At 62.9% G+C, this 22,783-nt stretch carries 17 protein-coding genes and 1 pseudogene; 12 read left to right on the top strand and 6 right to left on the bottom strand.

Features of this window, described 5'->3' with window-relative positions; genetic code table 11:
- Positions 1-16 precede the first annotated feature (16 nt).
- On the top strand, positions 17-688 hold the full coding sequence (locus LCW13_RS08610; protein ID WP_153635733.1) for an RluA family pseudouridine synthase: 672 nt from the start codon (positions 17-19) through the stop codon (positions 686-688).
- Between the two features lie 170 nt (positions 689-858).
- Here LCW13_RS08610 and LCW13_RS08605 read toward each other — a convergent pair whose 3' ends face one another.
- The 4 genes from LCW13_RS08605 to LCW13_RS08590 all read right to left on the bottom strand — a co-directional run bounded on the left by LCW13_RS08605 (position 859) and on the right by LCW13_RS08590 (position 7,546).
- Positions 859-1,779 (bottom strand): glycine betaine ABC transporter substrate-binding protein, encoded by a 921-nt coding sequence (locus tag LCW13_RS08605; RefSeq protein ID WP_225348063.1) that lies wholly within the window; start codon positions 1,777-1,779, stop codon positions 859-861.
- A gap of 153 nt (positions 1,780-1,932) precedes the next feature.
- A complete protein-coding gene (locus LCW13_RS08600; RefSeq protein ID WP_043333557.1) occupies positions 1,933-2,790 on the bottom strand; it encodes an ABC transporter permease in 858 nt (285 codons plus the stop codon).
- Positions 2,787-3,995 carry a quaternary amine ABC transporter ATP-binding protein gene (locus LCW13_RS08595; protein WP_043333554.1) on the bottom strand — a complete coding sequence of 403 codons (1,209 nt, stop codon included), beginning with the start codon at positions 3,993-3,995 and terminating at the stop codon, positions 2,787-2,789. Before LCW13_RS08595 ends, LCW13_RS08600 begins: the two co-directional genes overlap by 4 nt.
- 461 nt (positions 3,996-4,456) lie before the next feature.
- Positions 4,457-7,546 carry a bifunctional acetate--CoA ligase family protein/GNAT family N-acetyltransferase gene (locus tag LCW13_RS08590; RefSeq protein WP_225348062.1) on the bottom strand — a complete coding sequence of 1,030 codons (3,090 nt, stop codon included), beginning with the start codon at positions 7,544-7,546 and terminating at the stop codon, positions 4,457-4,459.
- Positions 7,547-7,747: 201 nt separating this feature from the next.
- Between LCW13_RS08590 and LCW13_RS08585 the strand changes: the two are divergent.
- Positions 7,748-8,680: pseudogene (locus tag LCW13_RS08585) on the top strand (histone deacetylase family protein); the annotation flags it as partial.
- Positions 8,681-9,236: 556 nt separating this feature from the next.
- Complete coding sequence (locus LCW13_RS08580) at positions 9,237-9,875, top strand: helix-turn-helix domain-containing protein (RefSeq protein ID WP_054556712.1); 639 nt, start codon at positions 9,237-9,239, stop codon at positions 9,873-9,875.
- A 308-nt stretch (positions 9,876-10,183) separates the two neighbouring features.
- Here the strand turns inward: LCW13_RS08580 and LCW13_RS08575 are convergent, their stop codons facing one another.
- Positions 10,184-11,233: a helix-turn-helix transcriptional regulator gene (locus tag LCW13_RS08575; protein ID WP_153635730.1), complete on the bottom strand. Its 1,050-nt coding sequence runs from the start codon at positions 11,231-11,233 to the stop codon at positions 10,184-10,186.
- Positions 11,233-12,168 (bottom strand): formate dehydrogenase accessory sulfurtransferase FdhD, encoded by a 936-nt coding sequence (locus tag LCW13_RS08570; protein ID WP_225348131.1) that lies wholly within the window; start codon positions 12,166-12,168, stop codon positions 11,233-11,235. The genes LCW13_RS08575 and LCW13_RS08570 overlap by 1 nt, the downstream gene beginning before the upstream one ends.
- A 208-nt stretch (positions 12,169-12,376) precedes the next feature.
- Between LCW13_RS08570 and LCW13_RS08565 the strand changes: the two genes are divergently transcribed.
- From LCW13_RS08565 to LCW13_RS08525, 9 genes are all read left to right on the top strand, one after another.
- Entirely contained in the window at positions 12,377-12,934 is a 558-nt protein-coding gene (locus LCW13_RS08565) for a DUF3305 domain-containing protein (protein ID WP_153635729.1), read from the top strand.
- Positions 12,931-13,716, top strand: a complete 786-nt coding sequence (locus LCW13_RS08560) for a DUF3306 domain-containing protein (protein WP_153635728.1) — start codon at positions 12,931-12,933, stop codon at positions 13,714-13,716. Before LCW13_RS08565 ends, LCW13_RS08560 begins: the two co-directional genes overlap by 4 nt.
- A 480-nt stretch (positions 13,717-14,196) precedes the next feature.
- Positions 14,197-16,113, top strand: a complete 1,917-nt coding sequence (locus LCW13_RS08555; RefSeq protein WP_172978662.1) for a 4Fe-4S dicluster domain-containing protein — start codon at positions 14,197-14,199, stop codon at positions 16,111-16,113.
- 4 nt (positions 16,114-16,117) lie between these two features.
- Positions 16,118-16,894, top strand: a complete 777-nt coding sequence (locus LCW13_RS08550) for a TorD/DmsD family molecular chaperone (protein WP_153635726.1) — start codon at positions 16,118-16,120, stop codon at positions 16,892-16,894.
- An 85-nt stretch (positions 16,895-16,979) separates the two neighbouring features.
- Positions 16,980-17,207, top strand: a complete 228-nt coding sequence (locus LCW13_RS08545) for a twin-arginine translocation pathway signal (protein ID WP_153635725.1) — start codon at positions 16,980-16,982, stop codon at positions 17,205-17,207.
- A 214-nt stretch (positions 17,208-17,421) separates the two neighbouring features.
- A complete protein-coding gene (locus LCW13_RS08540) occupies positions 17,422-20,277 on the top strand; it encodes a molybdopterin-dependent oxidoreductase (RefSeq protein WP_225348061.1) in 2,856 nt (951 codons plus the stop codon).
- Between the two features lie 130 nt (positions 20,278-20,407).
- Complete coding sequence (gene fdh3B, locus LCW13_RS08535) at positions 20,408-21,067, top strand: formate dehydrogenase FDH3 subunit beta (RefSeq protein ID WP_043333544.1); 660 nt, start codon at positions 20,408-20,410, stop codon at positions 21,065-21,067.
- Between the two features lie 9 nt (positions 21,068-21,076).
- Positions 21,077-22,123 carry a formate dehydrogenase subunit gamma gene (locus LCW13_RS08530; protein WP_153635723.1) on the top strand — a complete coding sequence of 349 codons (1,047 nt, stop codon included), beginning with the start codon at positions 21,077-21,079 and terminating at the stop codon, positions 22,121-22,123.
- Positions 22,124-22,436: 313 nt separating this feature from the next.
- Positions 22,437-22,781, top strand: coding sequence for a DUF1244 domain-containing protein (locus LCW13_RS08525; protein WP_054556717.1), 345 nt, complete (start codon positions 22,437-22,439; stop codon positions 22,779-22,781).
- Positions 22,782-22,783: the final 2 nt, after the last annotated feature.

Here is a 22,783-nt window from a genome sequence, read left to right as displayed (position 1 = left end):
TCACTGACGAGCCCTTATGCAGCCACAAGCCGACCCGTTCATCGTTCCCGTCTGCCACGAAACCTACGCGGTGCTGTACGCCGACGATGACATCCTGCTGATCCACAAGCCCAGTGGCCTGCTCAGCCTTTCCGGCAAGCATCCGCTCAATCTGGATTCGCTGCATCATCGCCTGGTCAAGGAATACCCCAGCGCCAAGCTGCTGCACCGGCTCGATTTCGGCACCTCCGGCATCATGCTGGTCGCGCTCAACAAGCCGGCCAACGGCAACCTGACCCACCAGTTTCAGGACCGCAACATCGGCAAGTCCTACACCGCGATCCTGCATGGCCATCTGGAGGAGGACAGCGGGCGCATCTCGCTGCCCATCGCCAAGGACGTCGACCAGTTCCCGCTGCAGAAGATCTGCCACGAGACCGGCAAGACCGCCATCAGCGATTTCCGCGTCATCGAGCGCCTGGAGAATCCGGCGCGCACGCGAGTCGAGTTCACGCCGGTGTCAGGTCGCACGCATCAGTTGCGCATCCATAGCCAGCAGATCGGCCACCCGATCCTGGGCTGCGACCTCTATGCGACGGATGAGGCCTTCTTCATGGCCGAGCGCCTGATGCTGCATGCCGAGATGATCAGCTTCGATCACCCGGTGAGTGGTGAGCGCATGGAAGTGCGCAGTCCCTGTCCTTTCTGAGCCCGCCCGTTCTGATCAGGTCAGGCTAAGCCAGTCCGTTCTGAGCCATTCCGCTCCCGCTCGCCCGGGGTGAGCGACGCGTCATTTGCAGGCACACAACGAAACGCCCCCACAGGAGACCCTGTGGGGGCGTTTCGTCATTCATGACTCAGCGAGTCATGCGTCAGGCATCACTCAGCCGCGGCCGGCAGCCATTCCTTGACGATATCCTGATGGCTTTCCACCCACGCCTTGGCGGTTTCGTAGGGGTCAGCGTCGTCTTCTTGGTTGTTGAGCATCACTTCGCCCATGTCAGCCGGGGTCCAGGCGAAGTTGTCGAGAATCGCGTAGACCTCCGGCATGTCTTCCTCGAGCCCCTTACGCGCCAGGGTGTGAATCTCCTCGGCACCGCCGTAGACGCCCTTCGGGTCATCCAGATACTTGAGGTCCCAGCGGGCGAACATCCAATGCGGCGTCCAGCCGGTGACGACGATCTCACGCTCACCCTTGATCGCATTGCTCAGCGCGGCGGTCATGGTCGCACCGCTGCCGGTGGTCAGGTCGATGTCCTCGAGATCGTAGTCCTCCAGCACCTGCTCGGTCAGACGCGTCAGACCTGCGCCCGGCTCGATGCCGACGATGCGCTCATCGATATCCTCGGCGTGGGTCTTGATGTCGTCGATGGTCTCGAGCTTGCTGTAGGACGGCACGACCAGCCCGAGCTTGGTGCCTTCGAGGTTGACGCCCAGGTCGTCGACCTTGTCGGCGATCTTGGCCATGTAGTCTTCGTGGGTGGTGGGGAGCCACGCACCGACCATGCCGTCGGCATCGCCGAAGGCGACTGCCTGGAACATCGCCGCCGCAGACAGCGCCTTGAGTTCGACGTTGTAGCCCTGTGATTCGAGCACCGCCTTGACCACATTGGTGGAGGCGACTTCAGAGGACCATTCGACGTAGGCCAGCGTCACATCGCCCTTGTCACCGGCGGCATACACGGCGCTTGCCCCGGCCAGTGAGGAGGACATGACAGCGCCGAGCAGCAATGCCTTGGTGGCGGCATTCATCTTCGCGGTGACGTTCAAGGTAGTGTGGGAGGCATCTTGCTTGTTCATCATTTTCCCCTTTATTCGAATTTACTCATTGTTTATCGAAGCACGTCTGTCGAAAAACGTGTGTCGACGGCCAAACGTTGAGTCGGGTATGGAAGTGCTCGAGGCGGCCTCCGCATGGGCCAGGCAATACACGGAGGCCGCTGGTGAATCCCCTCATGAACGGGGCTTCTTTTCCTTGCTGAAGGTCTGGGTCAGGCGGTCGAGCAGCATGGCCAGGATGACCACCGCGATGCCCGCTTCGAAACCATCTCCCGGACGCAGGCGCTGGATGGCTTTCCAGACCTCATTCCCCAGGCCATCGGCGCCGATCATGGCCGCGATCACCACCATCGACAGTGCCAGCATGATGGTCTGGTTGATGCCGGCCATCACGGTGGGCAGGGAAAGCGGCAGCTGCAGCTTGAAGAGCTTCTGGCTGCGGGTGGCGCCGAAGGCATCGGCGGCTTCGATCAGGTCATTGGGCACCTGACGAATGCCCAGCGTGGTGAAGCGAATCGCTGGCGGCATCGAGAAGATCACGGTGGCGAAGATAGCGGAGACCGAGCCGATGCCGAAGAAGGGGATCGCCGGGATCAGGTAGACGAAGGCCGGCATCGTCTGCATGAAATCCAGCACCGGCATGATGACCTTGTAGAAGCGGTCAGAGAGTGCCGCCAGTATCCCCAGCGGTACCGCGATGACCACGGCGACCAGGGTGGCGATCACCACCAGGGTCAGCGATTCGATCATCGGGTCCCACAGATCCAGGTTCCAGATCAGTCCCAGCCCCAGTACGGAACCGATGGCCAGGCGCGTGCCGGCCAGCCGCCAGCACAGCAGCGTCACCAGGGCGATCAGCGCCCACTCGGGCAGCCACATCAGCGCATCGTTCAGGACGTCGATGCCGGTCTCGGTGAACTTGGAGATGCCGCGCGTGATGCTGGAGTAGTTGGTCGTCAGGTAATCAAGCCCCGTCTCGATCCAGTCACCCAGCTCTATCTTCGGGATGGTAAAACCGGTTGCGTCGCTCATGCGTGTGCCTCCCCTGCTTCCGCCAGTTCCGCGAGTACGGACCCTTTGATCACCACGCCCAACAGGCGGGATTGCTCATCGACCACCGCCAGCGGATGGTGATGACCGGCAAACATCGCGAACAGGTTGTGCAGCGGTTCTTCCGGCGAGACCTGACAGCAATCGGAGTGGATGATGCTCGAGAGATCGGTGAGATTCTCGCGCACGGCACGTTCGGTATCCTCGGCGGTGATGATCCCGAGCACAGTGCGATCACGACGCACCACGAACAGGCTATCGAGGCCGTTGTCGCCCATCTTGCGCAGCGCCGTGCGCGGGCCATCATCATCGCGTGCGGTGGCACGGACATCGGTCATCGCCGAGCGGGCAGTGAGGATGCGCGACATGTCGACGCCTTCGACGAAGCGCGCCACATAATCATTGGCCGGGGAAGTGAGGATGCTTTCGGGGGAGCCGATCTGCACGATCTCGCCATCCTTGAGCAGGATGATGCGGTCGCCGATGGAGAGGGCTTCATCAAGATCGTGGGTGATGAAGATGGTGGTCTTCTTCATCTTGTGTTGCAGCGCCAGCAATTCCTGCTGCATGTCCTTGCGGATCAGGGGATCAAGCGCCGAGAAGGCCTCATCCATCAACAGCACCGTGGAGTCGTTGGCCAGCGCTCGCGCCAGGCCGACACGTTGTTGCATGCCGCCGGAGAGCTGGCTGGGGTAGGCATCTTCCCAGCCATCAAGGCCGACCTGCTTGAGCGCATCGCGACCGCGCTGATAACAGACTTCCTTCTCCTCGCCGCGCACCTCAAGCCCGAACTCGGCATTCTGCTGCACGGTGCGGTGCGGGAAGAGCGCGAAATTCTGGAACACCATCGAGAAATGCTTGCGACGACAGCGCAGCAGCGACTTGTCATCCAGCTTGGCGACATCATCGCCGTCGATGAGGATCTCGCCCTCCGTCGGTTCGATCAACCGGTTCAGGCAGCGGATCAGGGTCGATTTTCCGGAACCGGACAACCCCATGATGACCAGCAACTCGCCTTCCATCACATCAAAGTCCACGTTGGAAAGCCCCAACGTCTGGCCAGTCTTCTCGAGAATCTCGGGGCGTTTCATGCCCTCATCACGCAATTTGAGCGCCTTGTCGGGCTGATTGCCGAACACCTTGCTCAGATTGCGCACTCGAATCTTCACGTCGCGAGTGTCAGTCATTGGCTTTCCTGTCGTCAGCGGGCAGGAAATATCCACGGATTCTGTCAATTACGCACTCAATCCGGCAGGGAGAATGGCTCGCCCTGCCGCTGACATCGCGCAATCTGGCCGCAAGCATCGCTTGCCGACCTGCTGACAGAATACTGTGTCATCCCCTGCGCCATTATCCATAAAGGATTCTTATATTTGTAATTACAATACAGTTTTATTGATAAGCGCTCAAACACGAACAGACGCTTATACGACCAAGGTGGTATGCCCTTGACGCTTCTGCTGATACCTCCCTGAATCACGACATTGCATGTTGTTATTGGTCTATTGCTCTCCATTCCCTGACGCATTGCGTGTTGCCGAGAACCGCCTGGCAAGCCCGCGCACGCGCCCTTGAACACCCCCCGCACACGCCTATCAACAAGCCCAGGCACACGCCTATCAACAGGCCCTTGCACCATCAAGGCGCATCAGGCCTCGGCTTCCAGCCTCAGGCGCTGCCAATCACTGACTGGCTCGTTGAGACGGATGCTGGCATCGATGACCTGCTCCTCCATGTTGTAGCGGCAGGTGAAACCGAGGTGCTTCATCAGGGCGCGCATCGGGTGGTTGTCGATCATGATCTTGCCGACCATCTCCAGCGTGCCCAGCGAGCGGCAATAGCGCAGCATCTTCTCCATCAGCAGACTGCCGATCCCCTCGCCTTGCATGTCATCACGGATGATGACGGAGAATTCGGTGCGAATGTTGTCCGGGTCATTCCATACCCGCACCACCCCCAGCATCTCGCGCTGCGGCGACTCACCTGACTGGGCTTCCACTTCACGCTCGGCGATGAAGGCCATCTGGCGGTCGTAATTGATCTGGGCGAGCAACGCGAGATCTCGCTGAGTCAGCGCCGCCTTGTGGTGGAAGTAGCGGAAACGAATGCTCTCCTCGGATAGCCGCGCATGGAAGGCCGTGATCAAGGGCGCATCCTCGCCGCGTATCGGGCGAACCTCGACGTGCATGCCATTGTCCAGCGACACCCATTCACGCAGCTCCTCCGGATACGGCATGATCGCGAAACGGGCCGGTTTGCCGAGATCCAGCGCGAAGTCCACTGCCACGGCCTCCTCGCGATTGAGCAACAACGGATTGATTTCCAACCCTCTTATGTCACGCAAATCCGATGCCAACTGTGAGAGCTTGATCAACAGCGTGCTGACGCGCTCGAAATCGCGCTCCGGGTCCGGCGAGTGCTCGGCGATCAGGCGGGAGGCATGGCTGCGCGAGATCAGCTCACGCGCCAGTGTCATGTTGAGGGGCGGCAAGGCCACCTGGCGGTCCGCCAGCACATTGACCTTGTAACCGCCGATACCGAACACGATCACCGGGCCGAATTCGTCATCGCGCGTGATGCCTGCGCTCAACTGCAGCGAGTGTTTGCCACGCTGCATCGGCTGCAGGCAGAACTCATGAATGCGCGTGCGCTCGTGGTCACCGCGGCCACGCTCGGCATCGCCCTCCGCCACCTTCTGGGTGATGCGGCGAATCGCCAGCGCGATATCCTCCGGACCGGAAAGGTCCTGCACCACGCCGGAAGACAGCCGCTGTGGGTAGCGGCGATAGCGGAACGGCTGGCTGTTGTGTTCATGCACCACGCGCAGCGCATAGGGGCCCTGGCGAGAAGGCTTGTCGTCATCCGTGGCAGATCGCTGCAATTCGACGATGGCGCGCGCGCCTTCGGCGGCGTCGAGCACATAGCGACTGGGCGCGGTCGCGATGCCGTAGGTATCGAGCACCTGCGCCGTTTCCGAGTGGGTCAACCATTCACGGCCGGCACGCCGCGCACTGTGCACCAGATCATGGGCGCGGGCGCGGATCTCGGCACTGGTCGAGAAGGCCAGGCTCGGCGGCGTCTGCTGCAACAGTGTCTGCACACGGTGGTAATCGACCATCTGCAAGAAGGCCTTGACGCCCTTCTCCGGCGACAGATAGGTCGGAATGCCGGCCAGATGGCATTCATGGCGGGCTGAAAGCGCCTGCTCGAGCCCCATCCAGCTGGTCAGCAGGTTGCGTCGGAATTGCTTGCGATGCGCCACCAGGGCCTCGGCCGTTGCCCGTGAGGGAGCAAGGCGTGTCGGCGCATGCACGACCAGCACGGCGTCCACGCCACGGTCATTGGCCACGATGTTGACCGCGGCCAGGAAATCTTCCGGCGTGGCATTGCCGCCCAGATCCACCGGATTGCGCCCCGGCAGGCTGACATCCAGCTCGGCCTTGAGCAGCGCCTGGCGGCTCTCCTCGCTCAGCTCGGCCAGCTTGCCGCCACCCGCCATCAGCTTGTCGATGGCCAGCAAGGCCGGGCCCAACCCATTGGAGACGATCGCCAGCCGATCACCGCGCAACGGCTTCATGCGATTCAGCGTCTCCAGCGCATCGAACATGTCTTCGCTGTCATTGACGCGCACCACCCCGGCACGCGCGAGGGCAACATCGACGATCCGGTCGCGATTGGGCACGCCACGTGTGACATGTGTGCCGAACAGGTCGGCTTCCGGGGTACGGCCACTCTTGATCGCCAGCACCAGCCGATTGCGGGACGCCTCGCGCAGCGCGGTCATGAAGTGCATCGGGTCGTGAATGCGCTCCAGGTGCAACAGCAAGGCCTGCGACGGCCCGTACTGGTTCAGATAGTCGATCAGATCGGGCAGCATCACATCGACGCTGTCGCCCAGGGTCACCAGATGCGAGAAGCCGATGCCGCGCCCTGCCGCCCAGTCGATCATCGCATTGCCCAGCATCCCCGACTGGCCGAGATAGGCGACCTTGCCCTTGGCCACTGGCTGCCCGCTGAAGGAGGCATTCAGGTGCCGATTTGGCACGCAGATGCCCATGCATTCCGGCCCGAGCAGGCGAATCCCACTGCCTCGGGCGGCCTTGAGCAACCGACTGTTGAGGCTTTCCTGATCACGGTGGATACGCGGGACTTCGACACCCGGCTCTCGTGCCTGCGAGGCATCCAGCACGTCGTCCGTGCTGTCGGCGATCCGCGGGTAGCGCTCGGCGCTCGGCGCGGCAGGCTCGCCGGCCTCATCCAAAGACGACGCCTCGGTGACGGAGGGTTCGGGGCCTGGCTTGCCCGTAGTGGACCTGTGAATGCCCGGCAGACGCGGGGCAGTGAAGTTCAGCCCGTCGCGGCGTGACAGCATCTCAAGCCCCTTGCCGGTGACGCGGGCCAGCGAGCTGACCGGTGTCGGCGCGACACCTCCCGAAATCAGCAGCGCCGCCTTGACGCCGCGCCGGCCCAGCTTCTCGACCACACGCGGCAAGGTATCCGGCGGTGAGCACAGAATGGCCAGGTCCGGCACCTGCTCTAGCTCACTGACCCGCTTGACGCACGCCACGCCATGCACCGTCTCATATCCCTTGGGGTTGACCACCGTCAGGGCGCCCTTGAAGCCCCCTTCAAGCAGATTGCGCAGTACCTGCCCGCCCAGTGAATGCGGCTTTTCCGAGGCGCCGATCACCACGATACTGGCGGGCTCGAAGAAATTGCGCAGAAATCGCGTTCCCATAGGCTTGTCCTGTCAGCGGTTGCGCCTCGTCAGCGCGATATGAGCAGCATGCCGCGAAAGCGCAGGTCTGAACAGCCATCCTCGCGCCCTTCATGCGTGAAACAAGGTAGACCATCGGCGACTGGCTCATGCCATTGACGACTCTTACTGTTACGTCATGGTGCAGACCATTATGACCCGCACACTCACGCAGGCATGCCGATGATCACCTCCTACATATCCCATCGCGACTGCGGTCAGCATTTCATGGGCCCCACCCATCCCGAGAGCCCACTGCGTCTGCAGGCCATCGAGCGTCAGCTGGCGCTGAGCGGCGTGATTCAGCATGTCCAGCAATACAGTGCGCGAGCGGCAACGCTTGAGCAGCTGGCGCGCGTGCACCCCATGCGCCACCTGCAGGCGTTGGAGAAATGTCCGCCCCAGGCCGGGCAGCTGCTGACCATCAACGAAGACACCGTGATGTGTGCCGATAGCCTGGTCGCGGCGCGACTGGCCGCCGGCGCGGTGGTACGCGGGGTCGACCAGGTGATGCGTGATCAGGCCGACAACGTCTTCTGCGCCGTGCGCCCCCCGGGCCACCATGCCGAACGCGCCGATGCGATGGGCTTCTGCTTCTACAACAACGTGGCGGTGGGCGCTCTGCACGCCCGCCAGCATTACGGCGTGAAGCGGATCGCGATCCTCGATTTCGATGTACACCAGGGCAACGGCACCGTCGATATCTTCAAGCATGACCCCGATACGCTGGTGTGCTCCTCCTTTCAGGACGCCATGTACCCGTGGCGCTACCTGGAGAGCCGCTGGGAGCACATCCACAACACGCCCCTGAGCGAAGGCAGCGGCTCACTGGCCTTCCGGCGCGCCATTGAAGCCCAATGGCTGAAGAAGCTTGATGATTTCAAGCCGGAGTTGATCCTGATCTCGGCGGGCTTTGACGCGCACCGTGAAGACCCGATGGCAGAACTGTGCCTGGAAGATGACGACTATTACTGGGTCACCCTACTGGCGATGGATGTCGCGCGGCGTCACTGCCACGGGCGTATCGTCTCCGTGCTGGAGGGCGGGTATTGCCTGGAGGCGCTGGGGCGCAGCACCGAGGCGCATCTCAAGGCGCTGGCGGGCTTGCCGATGCAGGATGGCCTCGAGGCACGTGCCGGCGGCCATCGTCCTTCTAAGCACCCCATGTCAGAGCGACCCGAGTCAAACAAACCCGAGCCAGACCAGCTCGATCTCGCGCCTCCCACCGTGGATGCCCTCCCGCCCCGCTCCGCCTCTGGCACACCAGACGGCGTCCAGCCGTCGCTTGCCAAGCCCGCCGAGGATGAGCGTGATCACCCGCTGTTCTAGCGCCTGGCTGCTCTAGTGCCCGACTGTTCTAGCGCTGGGCATCCCCCGCACCGGTGACTTTTTCCCTGACGCACACCACACCTCACGACAGGTTTCCCGCAGCCAGGAAACCTGTCGCTGCATCATTGGAGCACCAGCGAGCCTTCGGTGTCGCGAACAGCCATGTCACAGACAGCCATGTCGCGGACAGCCATGTTGGCTACGTGTCGGGATGATGCGCGTTTGCCATGCTGTGATAAGCTGGCGATAAAGTTTCCGATAGTAAACTTTATCGCCAGCTGACAGCGCTGCGACACCCGATGTCGTGCGCCGCCAATATCACGCCCATAGCGAAGCCACTCTCATGAGCACACCGACAGACAAGGACGCCGCCGTCCGGATCGCCTCCGGTCGCAAACCCTTCGTTGAGCCCCTGAAGCTTGGCGAACGCGTGAAGCAGATCCGCCTCTCCCATCACTGGACGCTGGAAGATGTCAGCCAGCGCACGGGACTGGCACGCTCGACATTGTCCAAGATCGAGAACGAGCAGATCTCGCCGACCTTCACGGCGGTCCAGAAGCTGATTCATGGTCTCAACATCGACCTGCCGCAGCTGCTGAGCCCGCCCAAGCGCCAGAGTGGCACACTCGGGCGTCGCGATCTGACGCGCGTCGGTGATGGCAAGTCACACCCGACCCCGACCTATGAGCACGAGCTGCTGTCCTGGCAGCTGGCGCAGAAACGCATGATTCCTTTCAAGACTCGCGTGCGTGCGCGCAGCTTCGATGACTTCCCCGACTGGGTGCGTCACGACGGCGAGGAGTTCCTGATGGTCTTGGCGGGCAGCATTCTGCTCTATTCGGAATTCTATGAACCCTTGCCGCTGGGTGAGGGTGACAGCATCTATTTCGACTCCGACATGGGGCACGCTCTGGTTTCTACCAGCGAAGAAGATGCCATCGTGCTGTCGGTGTGCACTCGCAATGATTCGGATCCGAGCTGATCTGATTTGAAGTGAGCTGGGCTGTGTTGAAGTGAGACAAGCCACGTAACGCACTGGCAGGAAGCTAAACCGCAAAGATTGCCTTAACGCGAGCGTCACCTGGCCGGTCCATTCAAAACAATGACTTGCTTGACCATGCTCGCCGTCAGCTCGAAATAAAAAAATCGCCCACTAGCCATGCGCTAATGGGCGATTTTTCTGGATATCGCAAAGACACTCATGGCTTGCGCCGAGTCCTGACCGCCAGCATCCACTGGGTGTTCAGTTTATCGAGCGTCTCATTACAGAGCGTCTCGATACCGAGCGTCTCAATCGTGCTGTGCGGCATCGCCGCGCCAGATCAACTGACCGCATTCGCGCAGATCATAGCCGCCGAGGGATTGCGCCAGCTGGATGCCATTCGGTGTGGCAAGATAGTCCAGCAACCCCTGGAAGAGATCGCGGAAGTAGACATTGCGCGGTACCACCAGGTCGAAGGCCTCTTCACAGACCGGCACGAAGCCGAGGCCGAACTCATTGGCGGCCGACAGCGTACCGGGGCCGACATCCACCTCGCCGCGCGCCACCATCGAGGCCACCTCACGCTCGGAATAGGCGATCGCCAGGGTGTTGAGCTGCTCGGCACGCATCTGATGGCCGGACAGCCACTCCTGCAGGAAGCGCTGCGAACCTGCCCCCTCCTGTCGCACCGCCCAACGCCGCTGCGAACCGAAAAGGCCGCTGGGGTCGATGGACAGATGGCGATCATCATTGCGGATGATCAGCCCCTGGGTACGGCGCGCAAGCCGCACCATCACCCACTGACGATAGCCATCATGGCCGCGAATCAGCGCCGGATGACGCAGCGCCGCCTCCTCCGCGCGCCCCCAGTGAATGGCGCAGACGTCAGCACGCCCCTGGCTGAGCAGATCAAGCCCCAGACGCGTGCCGGTGACGCTCATGCCATAGAAGGCGCTACCGGCATGCTGCTGATTGAGACGCATGGAGAGCGCGGCCAGCAGCGGGTCATCACTGCCGGTGATCATCAGGCGATCCGCCAGCACACCATGATGGCTGGACTCGAGAATCCATTGCTCCACCAGGCGCCGCGGAAAGAGCCACTTGCCGGTCACCTTGGTCGCCGGCATGGTGCCGTCACTGGCCAGCTGATAGATCTTCTTCTCGTTGAGGTGCAGAAGGCGCGCGACTTCCTGCACCGTCAGAAAGGGGTTGTCGTGGGGAACCGGAGCCTGCCGGCCGGTGGCCGCATTCAGGGCCTCGCCTGAAGACTCAGCGGTAGAGCCGCCCGAAGGTGCGCCGAGTTCAGAGGAAAAGCCCTGTGAGGGTATGACGCCCAGCGGCGAAGAAAGACGACTCATCACTGCGCCCCCTTGTCATGTCCGGCTGCGCCGTCTGCTGAAGATGGCTTGCCTGACGCGTCATGGCGCGATGATTTGAGAGCGTCGCCGGCACGCAGCGGCGGGATGGCATCCAGCACCAGCCGCCCGGCAGGGTCCACCGCCTGGAAGTGGCGCCCCTTGGCGCGCGCGATCAACAGCACGCCAAAGCGTTCCGCCAGCTCCACTCCCTTCTGCGTGACGCCGGAACGCGAGACCAGCACCGAGACCCCCGCCTGAGCCACCTTCAGTACCATCTCGGAAGTCAGACGACCGGTAGTGTAGAAGATGTTGGCCCCCTGATAATCACTGGCATCATCACTCAGGGGCGCCAACCAGCTCAGCCCCGCCAGCGTATCGACGGCGTTGTGGCGGCCGACATCCTCGATGAACGCCAGCACTTCATCATCCCGACACAGGGCGCAGCCGTGAACCGCGCCGGCCTTGCGATAAGTCGCGTTGTGCGCCGCCAGCGCCTCCAGCAGGCGATACAACAGGGCCTGACTGAAGGGGCCTGCATCCAGCGCAGCCAGTGATTGGCGCTCCAGCAGATTGCCGAATACCGTGCCCTGCCCACAGCCGGTAGTCACGGTGCGCTTGCCGAGGCGCTGCTCGATATCCTCGGGTAGATGACGCGTCACCACCGAGGCGCTCTCGACTTCCCAATCCACCTGCAGCGCTTCGAGGTCCTCAAGCTCACCCAGCAGTCCCTGATTGCGCAGATAACCGGCCACCAGCGCCTCAGGTTCGGCACCCAGGGTCATCAAGGTGACGATCTCGCGACGATTGAGATAGATGGTCAGCGAGCGCTCGGCGGCAATGGACTGCTGATGGCGCTCACCGCGCTCATCCATGACTTCGATGTCCAGCGTAGTGGGTAGTGTGGCGCGACTGATCGCTGGCCGTGCAGAGGGCATCATGAACTCGGGTCTCCCTGATCGAGCCGGTTGGAATGGCAATTCTTGCGCTGAATCGCCGTAGAGTACCAGTCTGATGGCAGAGCTGTCCCCGCACTGACTGACGGTAACCCTGATATCGCATGCGCCGGCATGTATCTTGCACACCAGCACCATCGCAGCATTCTTTTCAGACCCGCTTGCGGGTACAGCAGTGAACAAGGAAGCCATGTCTGAATCCATCCCTCCCCGCAGTGACGACACCCGCTGGTTGAGCGTCACCCTGGCGCCCACCACGCAGAAACTGGGGCGTTTCAGCATCGACACCTGGCGGATTGCCGACCTCTCGCCCTCTGCAACGCCAGAGACGGAATCGCACGTAGCGGAGCCTGCCGCCGCTGATGAAGTAGCGCATCGCCGCATCCTGCCGCTGCAGCTTCACCTCACCGAGCGCACCGATTACCGCTACAACCTGCGCTGCGAGCAGCCGCGCCTGTTCGTCCAATGCGATGAGCGTGAAGCCGACGGCATGCAGCCCCGCGTGGTGACGGCCTGTCAGGAGGTAGCATCGCATTGGATGGATGGCGACCAGCTGGTGCTGGATGTGCCGATGCCCCCGGCCTTGATGGTGTGGCTGGAAGCCTACCTCGCGCGTCACGGCGAACGACTCGACGAAGGCAAGAAGAAGAAACGCAAGGGCGCCGGGCGCGCCAGTCAGGCAGAGCAGCACGCCGTGACGCCCAACAAGACTCATCAGCCCGGTGATGGTACGGAAAGCACGTCATGAGCCAGCACGACGACAACGCAAGCCCTGCCCATGAAGGGCTGTTCTCGCGCTGGTCACGCCGCAAGCAAGGCGACAGCCGCCGTGAAGACCAACTGTCACAGCCGGACAGCACCGAGGTGAGTAAAGCCGACAGCCTTCCGCCGTCACAGGTGGGAGTCGCCTCTGAAAGTAGCGCTGACACCCCTGCAGCGCGCGGCTCGCAGCACGAATCCCTGAGCGGCGATAGCCCCTCCTCGGCAGCAGAGCAGGCAGCAGAGCAGGCAACCGCCGAGAGCGATCAGCAGGCAGCAGACGCTGACAACGCTGAAGTGCCAGTCATCGAGCTGCCAGACCCGGACACCCTGACCCCAGACGCCGACATCAGCGCCTTCATGCAGAGCGGCGTGGACCCGGCGCTACGCCAGCGTGCGCTGCGACGCATCTTCATGGGGGGCGAGCACTCGGTGCGCGATGGGCTGGATGACTACGACCAGGACTTCTCCCAGATGCGCCCGCTCGCCGAAGGTGTCGCCGACACGCTGCGCAGCTGGACCCGCAAGGTCGAAGAAGGCCTGGAAAAGCTCGGTGAGGCAAGCGAGACACCCCAGGCGGATACGGCGCAGGAGACAGACGACCAGATCGCTGAGCAGGCGCCTGACGGTGAGGCGCCAGTGGGCGAGTCACACGCGACGCCCAGCGACGAGATAGTCGAGTCGCCTGACCCGCAAGCGATACGAGCAGAAGACTCGCGCGAGCCAGCTCCCGCGTCAGATGATGTCGGCGGCGTCCGCCACAAGCCGTGAGCCGGGGCTGGCCCCACAGACGCCTCCAGCGCCAAGGCGTCAGGATGACGCACCGCACAATCAACATGCGTCATTATGACCCACGAGTAAGCCGGATACGTCTGACCGAGGTCATCCTGATGCCTCATGGGTCACCCTGACGCGCCTCATCAAGGCGCACTGACTGCAACGCACATGCAAGATTCAGCATGACATGCCAACCCTTGAAGATGATGACTGGCGTCAACCGCCTGCGCTGATGAGTGCCTGCGCGACCTGACCGCGCCCCTCTTCTCGCCGGGCGTGAAAACGGCAATGTCATCAACAGCATGCAAAGATGGTTGGCCTGTCATGAATCCCCCACTGAACGACTGTCGATCGCCGACCCGGCTCTGACCGCGAGAGACCGCGAGAATCAGCGACGACCGGGACCTGCATCATCCGCCTGCCACCTGACGGCAGCTTGCATGCAAGGTCCGCCACGACCGAATAAGGATGAGGATGCTCAGCTCAAGCCTCGAGAGCGCTCAGCGCGCCCTCAATCAACAAGCACGCCAACGCGCCCTGTCATCCGCCATGGGTGGCTCGCCTGCCTCAAGTCTGCCGCTGTTGGCGACGGATGCCGGTAGCGCCCCCATCCGCTATCACAGTCAGGGACGCACCGTGATCATCGGCAGCGAAGCACGAGTGCGAGCACTGGCGAGTCTGCTGTCCCGCCTGCCGGCCACCGCTCAGCTGCCGCTGGCACTATTGATCAGTGAGCAGGACAACAGTGCGCTGGTGACGATGGATGAACAGCATCTCGCCGCCAGTGAGTCGCTGCCTGTGCACAGTGCCCCGCGTGACATGCTCGCGCTGAGCGGTCACCTCGGCCAGTTCAGCCTTGCCAGTGATGGCGTCAATCTGGCTGCCGCGCTGGTGCCGCAAGGTGCTGGCAGCGCGACCCATTTCGACCTGATCGCCGACCTGTCCAGCCAGCCGCTCAACCAGGCGGAACTGCCACCGCCCGGCTATCTGCAAGCCGGCGCGGACGTCATCGCCGAGCTGGATCAGCTGGTCGCCGATGCTGAGGCCTCTCAGGAATCACTGTCACAGCTGACCGCCTGGGCCATGCAGTTCGCGGGTCTGATCGGCAACTTCGACAAACCGAATTACGTGACCGTCAATCTCGATACCTGCGCGCACTCCAGTGCCGGCAATATCGGCTGTACGCGTTGCCTGTCGTCGTGCAGCGCCGATGCCATCTTCTCGGTGGCCGGTCGTCGCAATGCGCATATCGAGATCGACCCTTACCTGTGCCACGGCGCGGCCAGCTGCGTCAGCGCCTGCCCGACCGGCGCGCTGAGCTTCACCCAGCCCCCGGCCGAGCAGCGCATGGAGCAGATCCAGCGCCTGCTGGAGCGCTATCAGGATGGCGGTGGCCTCTACCCGCTGCTGCGCTATCGCCTGGAGCAATCCCCTGCCTCGCAGACTGCCCTGGCGAGTGTCGACCAAGAGCGCTGCCTCGATATCACCCTCGAGGAAATCTCCGCCACCGGGCACGACGAGTGGCTGGCCGCTCTCGCACTCGGCGCGACGCAGGTCATCGTCGAACTGCCCCACGACCTGCCCGCAGGCCAGCACCAGCAGCTCGATAGCGAACGTCGCCTGGCACTGACCCTGCTCGACAGCATGGGGCTTGCCAATGCGGACAGTGGCGAGCCGCGCATTCGCTTCGTCTCTTTGCCATCCCCCCTGCCACAAATGGATAGCTACGAGACTGAAGCCCTACCCCTGATCACGCCGCTGTGTGTCGCTCTGGCACCGGGCGCGGACAGTGAAGAAGAGCAGCAGCCCAGCCAGCCGATCGCCCGTGACTGGCTGCTGGGTCAGCCGCAGGCACGCCCCGGCAAGCGCGAACGCCTCAATCGGGTGCTCGATCACCTGGCGACCCTGTCGGTCGCGGACCTGGCGCAGGACAGCGTCGCCGTGCCGACAGGCGCGCCCTTCGGCGTGGTGAACGTCGACAGCGACAACTGCACGCTGTGTCAGGGCTGCGTCGCCGTCTGCCCGACCAGCGCCCTCTCGGCCAATCGCACGTCGCCTGCACTATCCTTCACTCAAGGTGACTGCGTGCAGTGTGGCCTGTGCGAGCAGGCATGCCCAGAGCAGGTCATCACCCTGACGCCTGGCTTTGCCCCGCAGCCCGACGTGCGGCGCGAACCGCAGCTGATCAAGCAGGATGTGCCCTTCCCCTGCATCAGCTGCGGCACGCCGTTCGGCTCCACCGCCACCATCACGGCGATGCAGACCAAACTGGCCTCGCATGCCTACTTCCAGGGCGATGGCGCACTGCGCCTGAAGATGTGCAGCGATTGCCGCGTCAAGGACATCTGGCACGAAATGGCACGCAATCCCGATGCCCAACTCAAGGTTTGAGCCAATGACATCACCCACGTCGACTCCCGACGACTTTGCAGCAGGTGGGACTGACGATCGTGCACCTGACACCACTGCGGCCGACTCTCTGATAAGCCATAGTGAAGAACAGCAGGCATTGCGCGCCGACCTCTACCGGCTGCTGGCGCGGCTATTGCGCGCGGCACCGGATGCGGAACTGATCGACTTTCTGGCCGAACTCGACCATGACGCAATCAGCCTGCCCGGGGCCGCCGAGCAACAACTGCCGCGCGCGCTGGCGTCGCTGTCATTGGCCGCCCGCGTCAGCGACTCGCGCCGTCTGGAAGACGACTTCTTCCAGAGCCTGGTAGGCGTGGTGCAGGGCGAGGTAGTGCCCTACGCCAGCTGGTACCTCACCGGCTCGCTGATGGAAATGCCGCTGGTCGCCCTGCGCCAGGACCTGAAACGTCTCGGCTTCGAACGCCAGAGCGATGTGCATGAGCCCGAGGATCACCTCGGCGCACTGTGCGAGGTGATGGCCATGCTGATCGATGAGGTGCCCGGCGAGCAGGTCAATTTCTTCCGCCGCCATGTGGCCAGCTGGGGCGAGCGCTGCTGCGCCGACCTCGCGGGACGCGAGAGCCCCTTCTATGCCGCCGTCGGCTACCTGGGGCAGGCCTTCCTGCGGGCAGAGCGCCTGAACCTCGGTGACTCGATCCCGCTGCATGCGGCGACCGAAAACAACTCTGGCGTGCAGGTGACGGCCGAGGCCGTCCAGCTCGTCACGCCAGCCAGTGTGGCGCCCGACGCAAGACACTGATGTCACGCATGACGTGAAGCAACATTCGAGACTGCAACGCTATCCATCTCGCATCACCCAGCAGCATTGCCGACAGGAGATCAGCATGAAGACTGATGACGCAAAAGACAGCCATAACCAGGCGCGCCAGGGGCGCCGCAAATTCCTGCGTGTACTGGGCGCCAGCACCGTAGGGGTTGCCGCAGCAGGGTCATTGGCCGGTGCCGTGATTCCGGACCAGGCCGCGCCAGAGGCCCCCGTCAAGGACAAGGGCAGTGACAACTATCGCGAGAGTGATCACGTCAAGGCCTTCTACGCCACGCTGCGTGACTGAATGCTAGACAGACAGTGCCCCGAGCCTGCGCCATGCGCGCGGCCAGCGGCCTGAACAACGGGCAGCGCGGAGAGGTTTCCGCCCGCCATCGACAGTGACAAGTCGGCACGGATCAGGACTGCCCCTGATCTGAAAGACCGCCGCTCCCGACATTGCCCCCTGACCCGCTCACGCGGCCCGGGCAATGATTCGGGTGACGAGGAGAGATGATGTCATGCGACTGACCCCCACCCCCTCTGCCAAAGAGACCTCAGGACTCGGCATCAACCGCCGCCAGTTCCTGAAACGCAGCGGTGTCGCCACCGGCGGCCTTGCCGCCGCGAGCTTCATGGCCGCCCCGATGATGAAACGCGCCGAAGCCAAGACCGAAGTGTCTGATGCGCCGGTCGAGACGAAGCGCACCATCTGCTCACACTGCTCCGTGGGCTGCGGCGTCTATGCCGAGGTCCAGGAAGGTGTCTGGACCAAGCAGGAACCCGCCTTCGATCACCCCTTCAACCGTGGCGCGCACTGCGCCAAGGGCGCATCGCTGCGTGAGCATGGTCACTCTGACCGTCGCCTCAAGTACCCGATGAAGCTCGAAGGTGGCAAGTGGAAGAAGCTCTCCTGGGAGCAGGCCATCGAGGAAGTCGGCGACAAGGTGCTCGAGCTCACCAAGGAGCACGGCCCCGATAGCATCTACTGGCTGGGCTCGGCCAAGTTCAGCAATGAACAGGCCTACCTGATGCGCAAGTTCGCGGCCCTGTTCGGCACCAACAACGTCGATCACCAGGCGCGTATCTGCCACTCCACCACGGTGGCCGGGGTCGCGAATACCTGGGGCTACGGGGCGATGACCAACTCCTTCAACGACATGCACAACTGTCGTTCGATCCTGTTCATCGGTTCCAACCCGTCCGAAGCGCATCCGGTGGCCATGCAGCACATCCTGCTGGCCAAGGAGCGCTCCAACGCCGAGATCATCGTCGTCGATCCGCGCTTCACGCGGACCGCCGCCAAGGCCAACAAGTACGTGCGCCTGCGTCCGGGTACCGATGTCGCCTACATCTGGGGCCTGCTGTGGCACATCTTCGAGAACGGCTGGGAAGATGAGGCCTACATCCAGCAGCGTGTCTACGGCATGGATGAAGTGCGTGCCGAAGTCGCCAAGTTCCCGCCGGCGGAAGTCGAGCGCATCACCGGCGTAGCCGAGGCCGACATGCTCGACGTCGCGCGCCGGCTGTCCCAGAACCGTCCGGGCAGCGTCGTGTGGTGCATGGGCGGCACCCAGCACACCACCGGCAACAACAACACCCGCGCCTACTGCATCCTGGAACTGGCGCTGGGCAACATCGGCAAGTCCGGTGGCGGCGCCAACATCTTCCGTGGCCACGACAACGTCCAGGGCGCCACGGATCTGGGCCTGATGTCCCACTCCCTGCCGGGCTACTACGGCCTCTCAGAAGGCGCGTGGAAGCACTGGTCCAAGGTCTGGAACGTCGATTACGAATGGATCCAGAACCGCTACGACCAGACCGAATATCACGACGGCAAGCCGATGCACACCAACGGCATCACCGTCTCGCGCTGGGTCGATGGCGTGCTCGAGAACCCGGACCGCATCTCCCAGCGCACCGCGCTCAAGGCGATGTTCTACTGGGGTCATGCCGTCAACTCCCAGACCCGCGGGCCGGAGATGAAGAAGGCGATGGCCAAGCTGGACATGATGGTGGTGGTCGACCCCTACCCGACCATCGCCGCCGTCATGCACGACCGTACCGACGGCGTCTACCTGCTGCCGGCCGCGACCCAGTTCGAGACCACCGGCAGCGTGACCAACTCAAGCCGCTCCCTGCAGTGGCGCGATCAGGTCATCGAGCCGATGTTCGAGTCCAAGCCTGACCACGAGATCATGTACCTGCTGTCTCGCAAGCTGGGCTTCGCCGACGAGCTGTTCCGCAACATCAAGGTCGAGGGCAGCGTGCCCGTCGTCGAGGACATCACGCGCGAGTTCAATGCCGGCATGTGGACGGTGGGTTACACCGCCCAGAGCCCTGAACGCCTGAAGGCTCACCAGCAGAACTGGCACACCTTCGACTTCGAGACGCTCAAGGCCCGTGGCGGCCCGGCCAACGGCGACTTCTACGGCCTGCCCTGGCCGTGCTGGGGCACGCCGGAGATGGGTCACCCGGGCTCGCCCATCCTGTATGACACCTCCAAGACGGTGGCCGAGGGTGGCGGCAACTTCCGCGCGCGTTATGGCGTGGAGCACAACGGCACCAACATCCTCGCGGAAGGCTCCTGGTCCAAGGGCGCCGAGATCGAGGATGGCTATCCGGAATTCACCGACAAGCTGCTCAAGCAGCTGGGCTGGTGGGATGACCTGACGGCCGAGGAAAAGCAGGCGGCGGAAGGCAAGAACTGGAAGACCGATCTCTCTGGCGGCATCCAGCGCGTGTGCATCAAGCATGGCTGCATGCCGTATGGCAACGCCAAGGCGCGTGCCCTGGTGTGGACCTTCCCGGACCCGATCCCCAAGCACCGCGAGCCGCTGTATACCGCGCGTCGCGACCTGGTGAAGGACTACCCGACCTGGCCGGATTCCGAGTCCATCTATCGCCTGCCGACGCTCTACGCCTCCATCCAGGAGAAGGACGTCAGCGCCAAGTACCCGATCACCCTGACCTCGGGCCGCCTGGTGGAATACGAAGGGGGTGGCGAAGAGACACGTTCCATTCCGTGGCTGGCCGAGCTGCAGCAGGAGATGTTCGTCGAGATCAATCCGGCACTGGCCAATGACCAGGGCATCAAGGACGGCGACATGGTCTGGGTCGAGGGCGCCGAGGGCGGCCGCGTCAAGGTGATGGCGATGGTCACCGAGCGTGTCGGCCCGGATGTCGTCTTCATGCCCTTCCACTTCGGTGGGCATTACGAGGGCGAATCCCTCGAGTCCCGCTATCCGGAAGGTACCGTGCCCTATGTGCTCGGTGAATCGGCCAATACCGCGACCACCTACGGCTACGACCCCGTGACCCTGATGCAGGAAACCAAGGTCACCTTGTGCCGCGTCAGCCGCGTCAGCCTCGCCTGACTCGAGTGACGGCCGCGTCCCGATGACGCGGCCCGGACGCAGCGCAAGACACGATCGGACGTATCCGTTACCAGAATCATCCGGCCTGTTGACCGAGGAACCCGGCGACAGGCCGTGAAGGAGAAGCACCATGGCCCAGATGAAATTTTTGTGTGATGCAGAGCGCTGCATCGAGTGCAATGGCTGCGTGACAGCCTGCAAGAACGCCAACGAGACCGAATGGGGCGTTCAGCGTCGCCGCGTGGTGACCCTGGACGACGGCAAGCCGAGTGAAGTCTCCATCTCGGTGGCGTGCATGCATTGCGATGACGCGCCGTGCATGGCGGTCTGCCCCACCGACTGCTTCTACAAGACCGATGACGGTATCGTCCTGCACGACAAGGACATCTGCATCGGCTGCGGCTACTGCCTGTACGCCTGCCCGTTCGGCGCCCCGCAGTTCCCGCAGCAAGGCGCCTTCGGCGAGCGCGGCAAGATGGACAAGTGCACCTTCTGCGCCGGTGGCCCGGCCGAGAGCCCGGAAGAAGAGTTCGAGAAGTACGGTGCCAACCGCATCAGCGAAGGCAAGCTGCCGCTGTGCGCCGAGATGTGCTCCACCAAGGCCCTGCTGGCCGGCGATGCCGAGACCGTCTCCGACATCTTCCGTCAGCGTGTGGTCTATCGGGGCCATGAAGACGGCGCCTGGTCGCCGGTCGACAAGGCCAGCCATCCGGAAACCTCTGCCAACCTGACCACCAGCAGCGTTCAGCAGGCGGACCACCTGGCCTACGACGCAGCCCGCAAGGGGTAAGGAGGCGACATGCGCGCGCACTTTACAGCTTCACGGTTGACCGTGGTCGCCATGTTTCTGTGCCTGATGCTGGCCAGTCTCTGGCTGGCTCCTCAGGCACTGGCCGCGAACCCTGACGGCGAGATCGGTCAGGCGGTCGGCACGGTGGACGCCGATACCTGGCGGCAGGTCAAGAATGGGGGCAACTCCATAGACAGCCGACATGACTCCAACTACAGCCTGATCAACCAGAGCGGCGAGACCTGGCGTCAGATCCGCAATCGCTGGATCTCACCGGGCGGCCTGATCGCACTGGGTGGCATGCTGGCCGTGCTGGTGATCTTCTACCTGCTGGTGGGACGCAACAATCTGGACCATCCGCGCAGCGGCAAGCTGATGCTGCGCTGGACGGCACTGGAGCGCGCCATGCACTGGACGCTGGCGACGCTGTTCCTGACGCTGGCCATCACCGGCATCAATCTGCTGTGGGGCAAGTTCGTGTTCCGCAATGTATTCGGGGATGTGTTCTGGGCCAACATGATCATGGCGACCAAGGTGATCCACAACTATGTGGGGCCCCTGTTCTCGATCATGCTGATCCTGGTGCTGGCCAAGTGGCTGAAGCTCAATCTTCCCAAAAAGCATGACCTTGACTGGTTCCGTCAGGGTGGCGGCATGATGAAGGGCAAGCATCCGGACGCCGGCTTCGCCAATGGTGGAGAAAAGGCCTGGTACTGGATTCTGGCGACGGTCGGCCTGGTAGTGATTGCCAGCGGGCTGGTACTGGACTTCCCGATCTTCGGCCAGACGCGTGACAACATGCAGTGGGCCAATGTCTTCCACGGCATCGCCTCGCTGATGCTGATCGCGGTGTCCTTCGGCCACATCTATATCGGCACCGCTGGTACCGAGGGTGCCTTCGAGGGCATGAAGACCGGTTACGTCGATGAGACTTGGGCCAAGCAGCACCACAATCTGTGGTACGACGAGGTCAAGCAGGCCGAAGCGGCAGACCCGGCAGCAGACCCCGCCACGGCACCTGACGATAGCCTGGCACGTCAGCAACGTCCGAATTAGCGCGGCGTCAGACATCCGCTGGATGAGTGAAGATACGCCCGGTCAGGTTCGCCTGCCGGGCGTTTTCGCTTGCCAGCGCCTGCTCTCTCGCTTGCCCGCGCACACTCTTTCGCGACTCTGCCACCCACTGGCGTTCCACCGGCCAACCCGCCTGCCAATCCGTCTGCCAAACCACAGACCAAACCACAGGCGTGCAGCACTGGTTCACAGCTCTGCATTAGTTGCGTAAAGTTTCAGATATCCCGCCTGGGCCCACCAGGCACCCCGACAGCATGAAGGCTGGCGCTTGGCTGCGCCTTCTCAGGAGAATTCGATGAGCGACCCGACCCCTCAAGCCGTACAAGACCTGAGCCAACTGGACGAACAGACCCGCACCGAGCTGGAAGCGGCCGCGTTCCGTCGTCTGCTCAAGCATCTGGATGACAACAAGGATGTCCAGAATATCGATCTGATGATCCTCGCCGACTTCTGCCGCAACTGCCTGTCCAAGTGGCTGATGGCCGCTGGCGAGGAGCGCGGCGTGAGCTTCGATTACGATGCGGCGCGCGAGCATGTCTACGGCATGCCCTATTCCGAGTGGAAGACACATCACCAGGCCAAGGCGACACCTGAGCAGCTGGCAGCGCTCGAGGCACGTCAACAAGGCAAGAAGGACTGATC

This window comes from Cobetia amphilecti, assembly GCF_020217465.1.
Classification (GTDB): Bacteria; Pseudomonadota; Gammaproteobacteria; order Pseudomonadales; family Halomonadaceae; genus Cobetia; species Cobetia amphilecti.
This window is presented reverse-complemented; position numbering and strand designations above follow the sequence as displayed.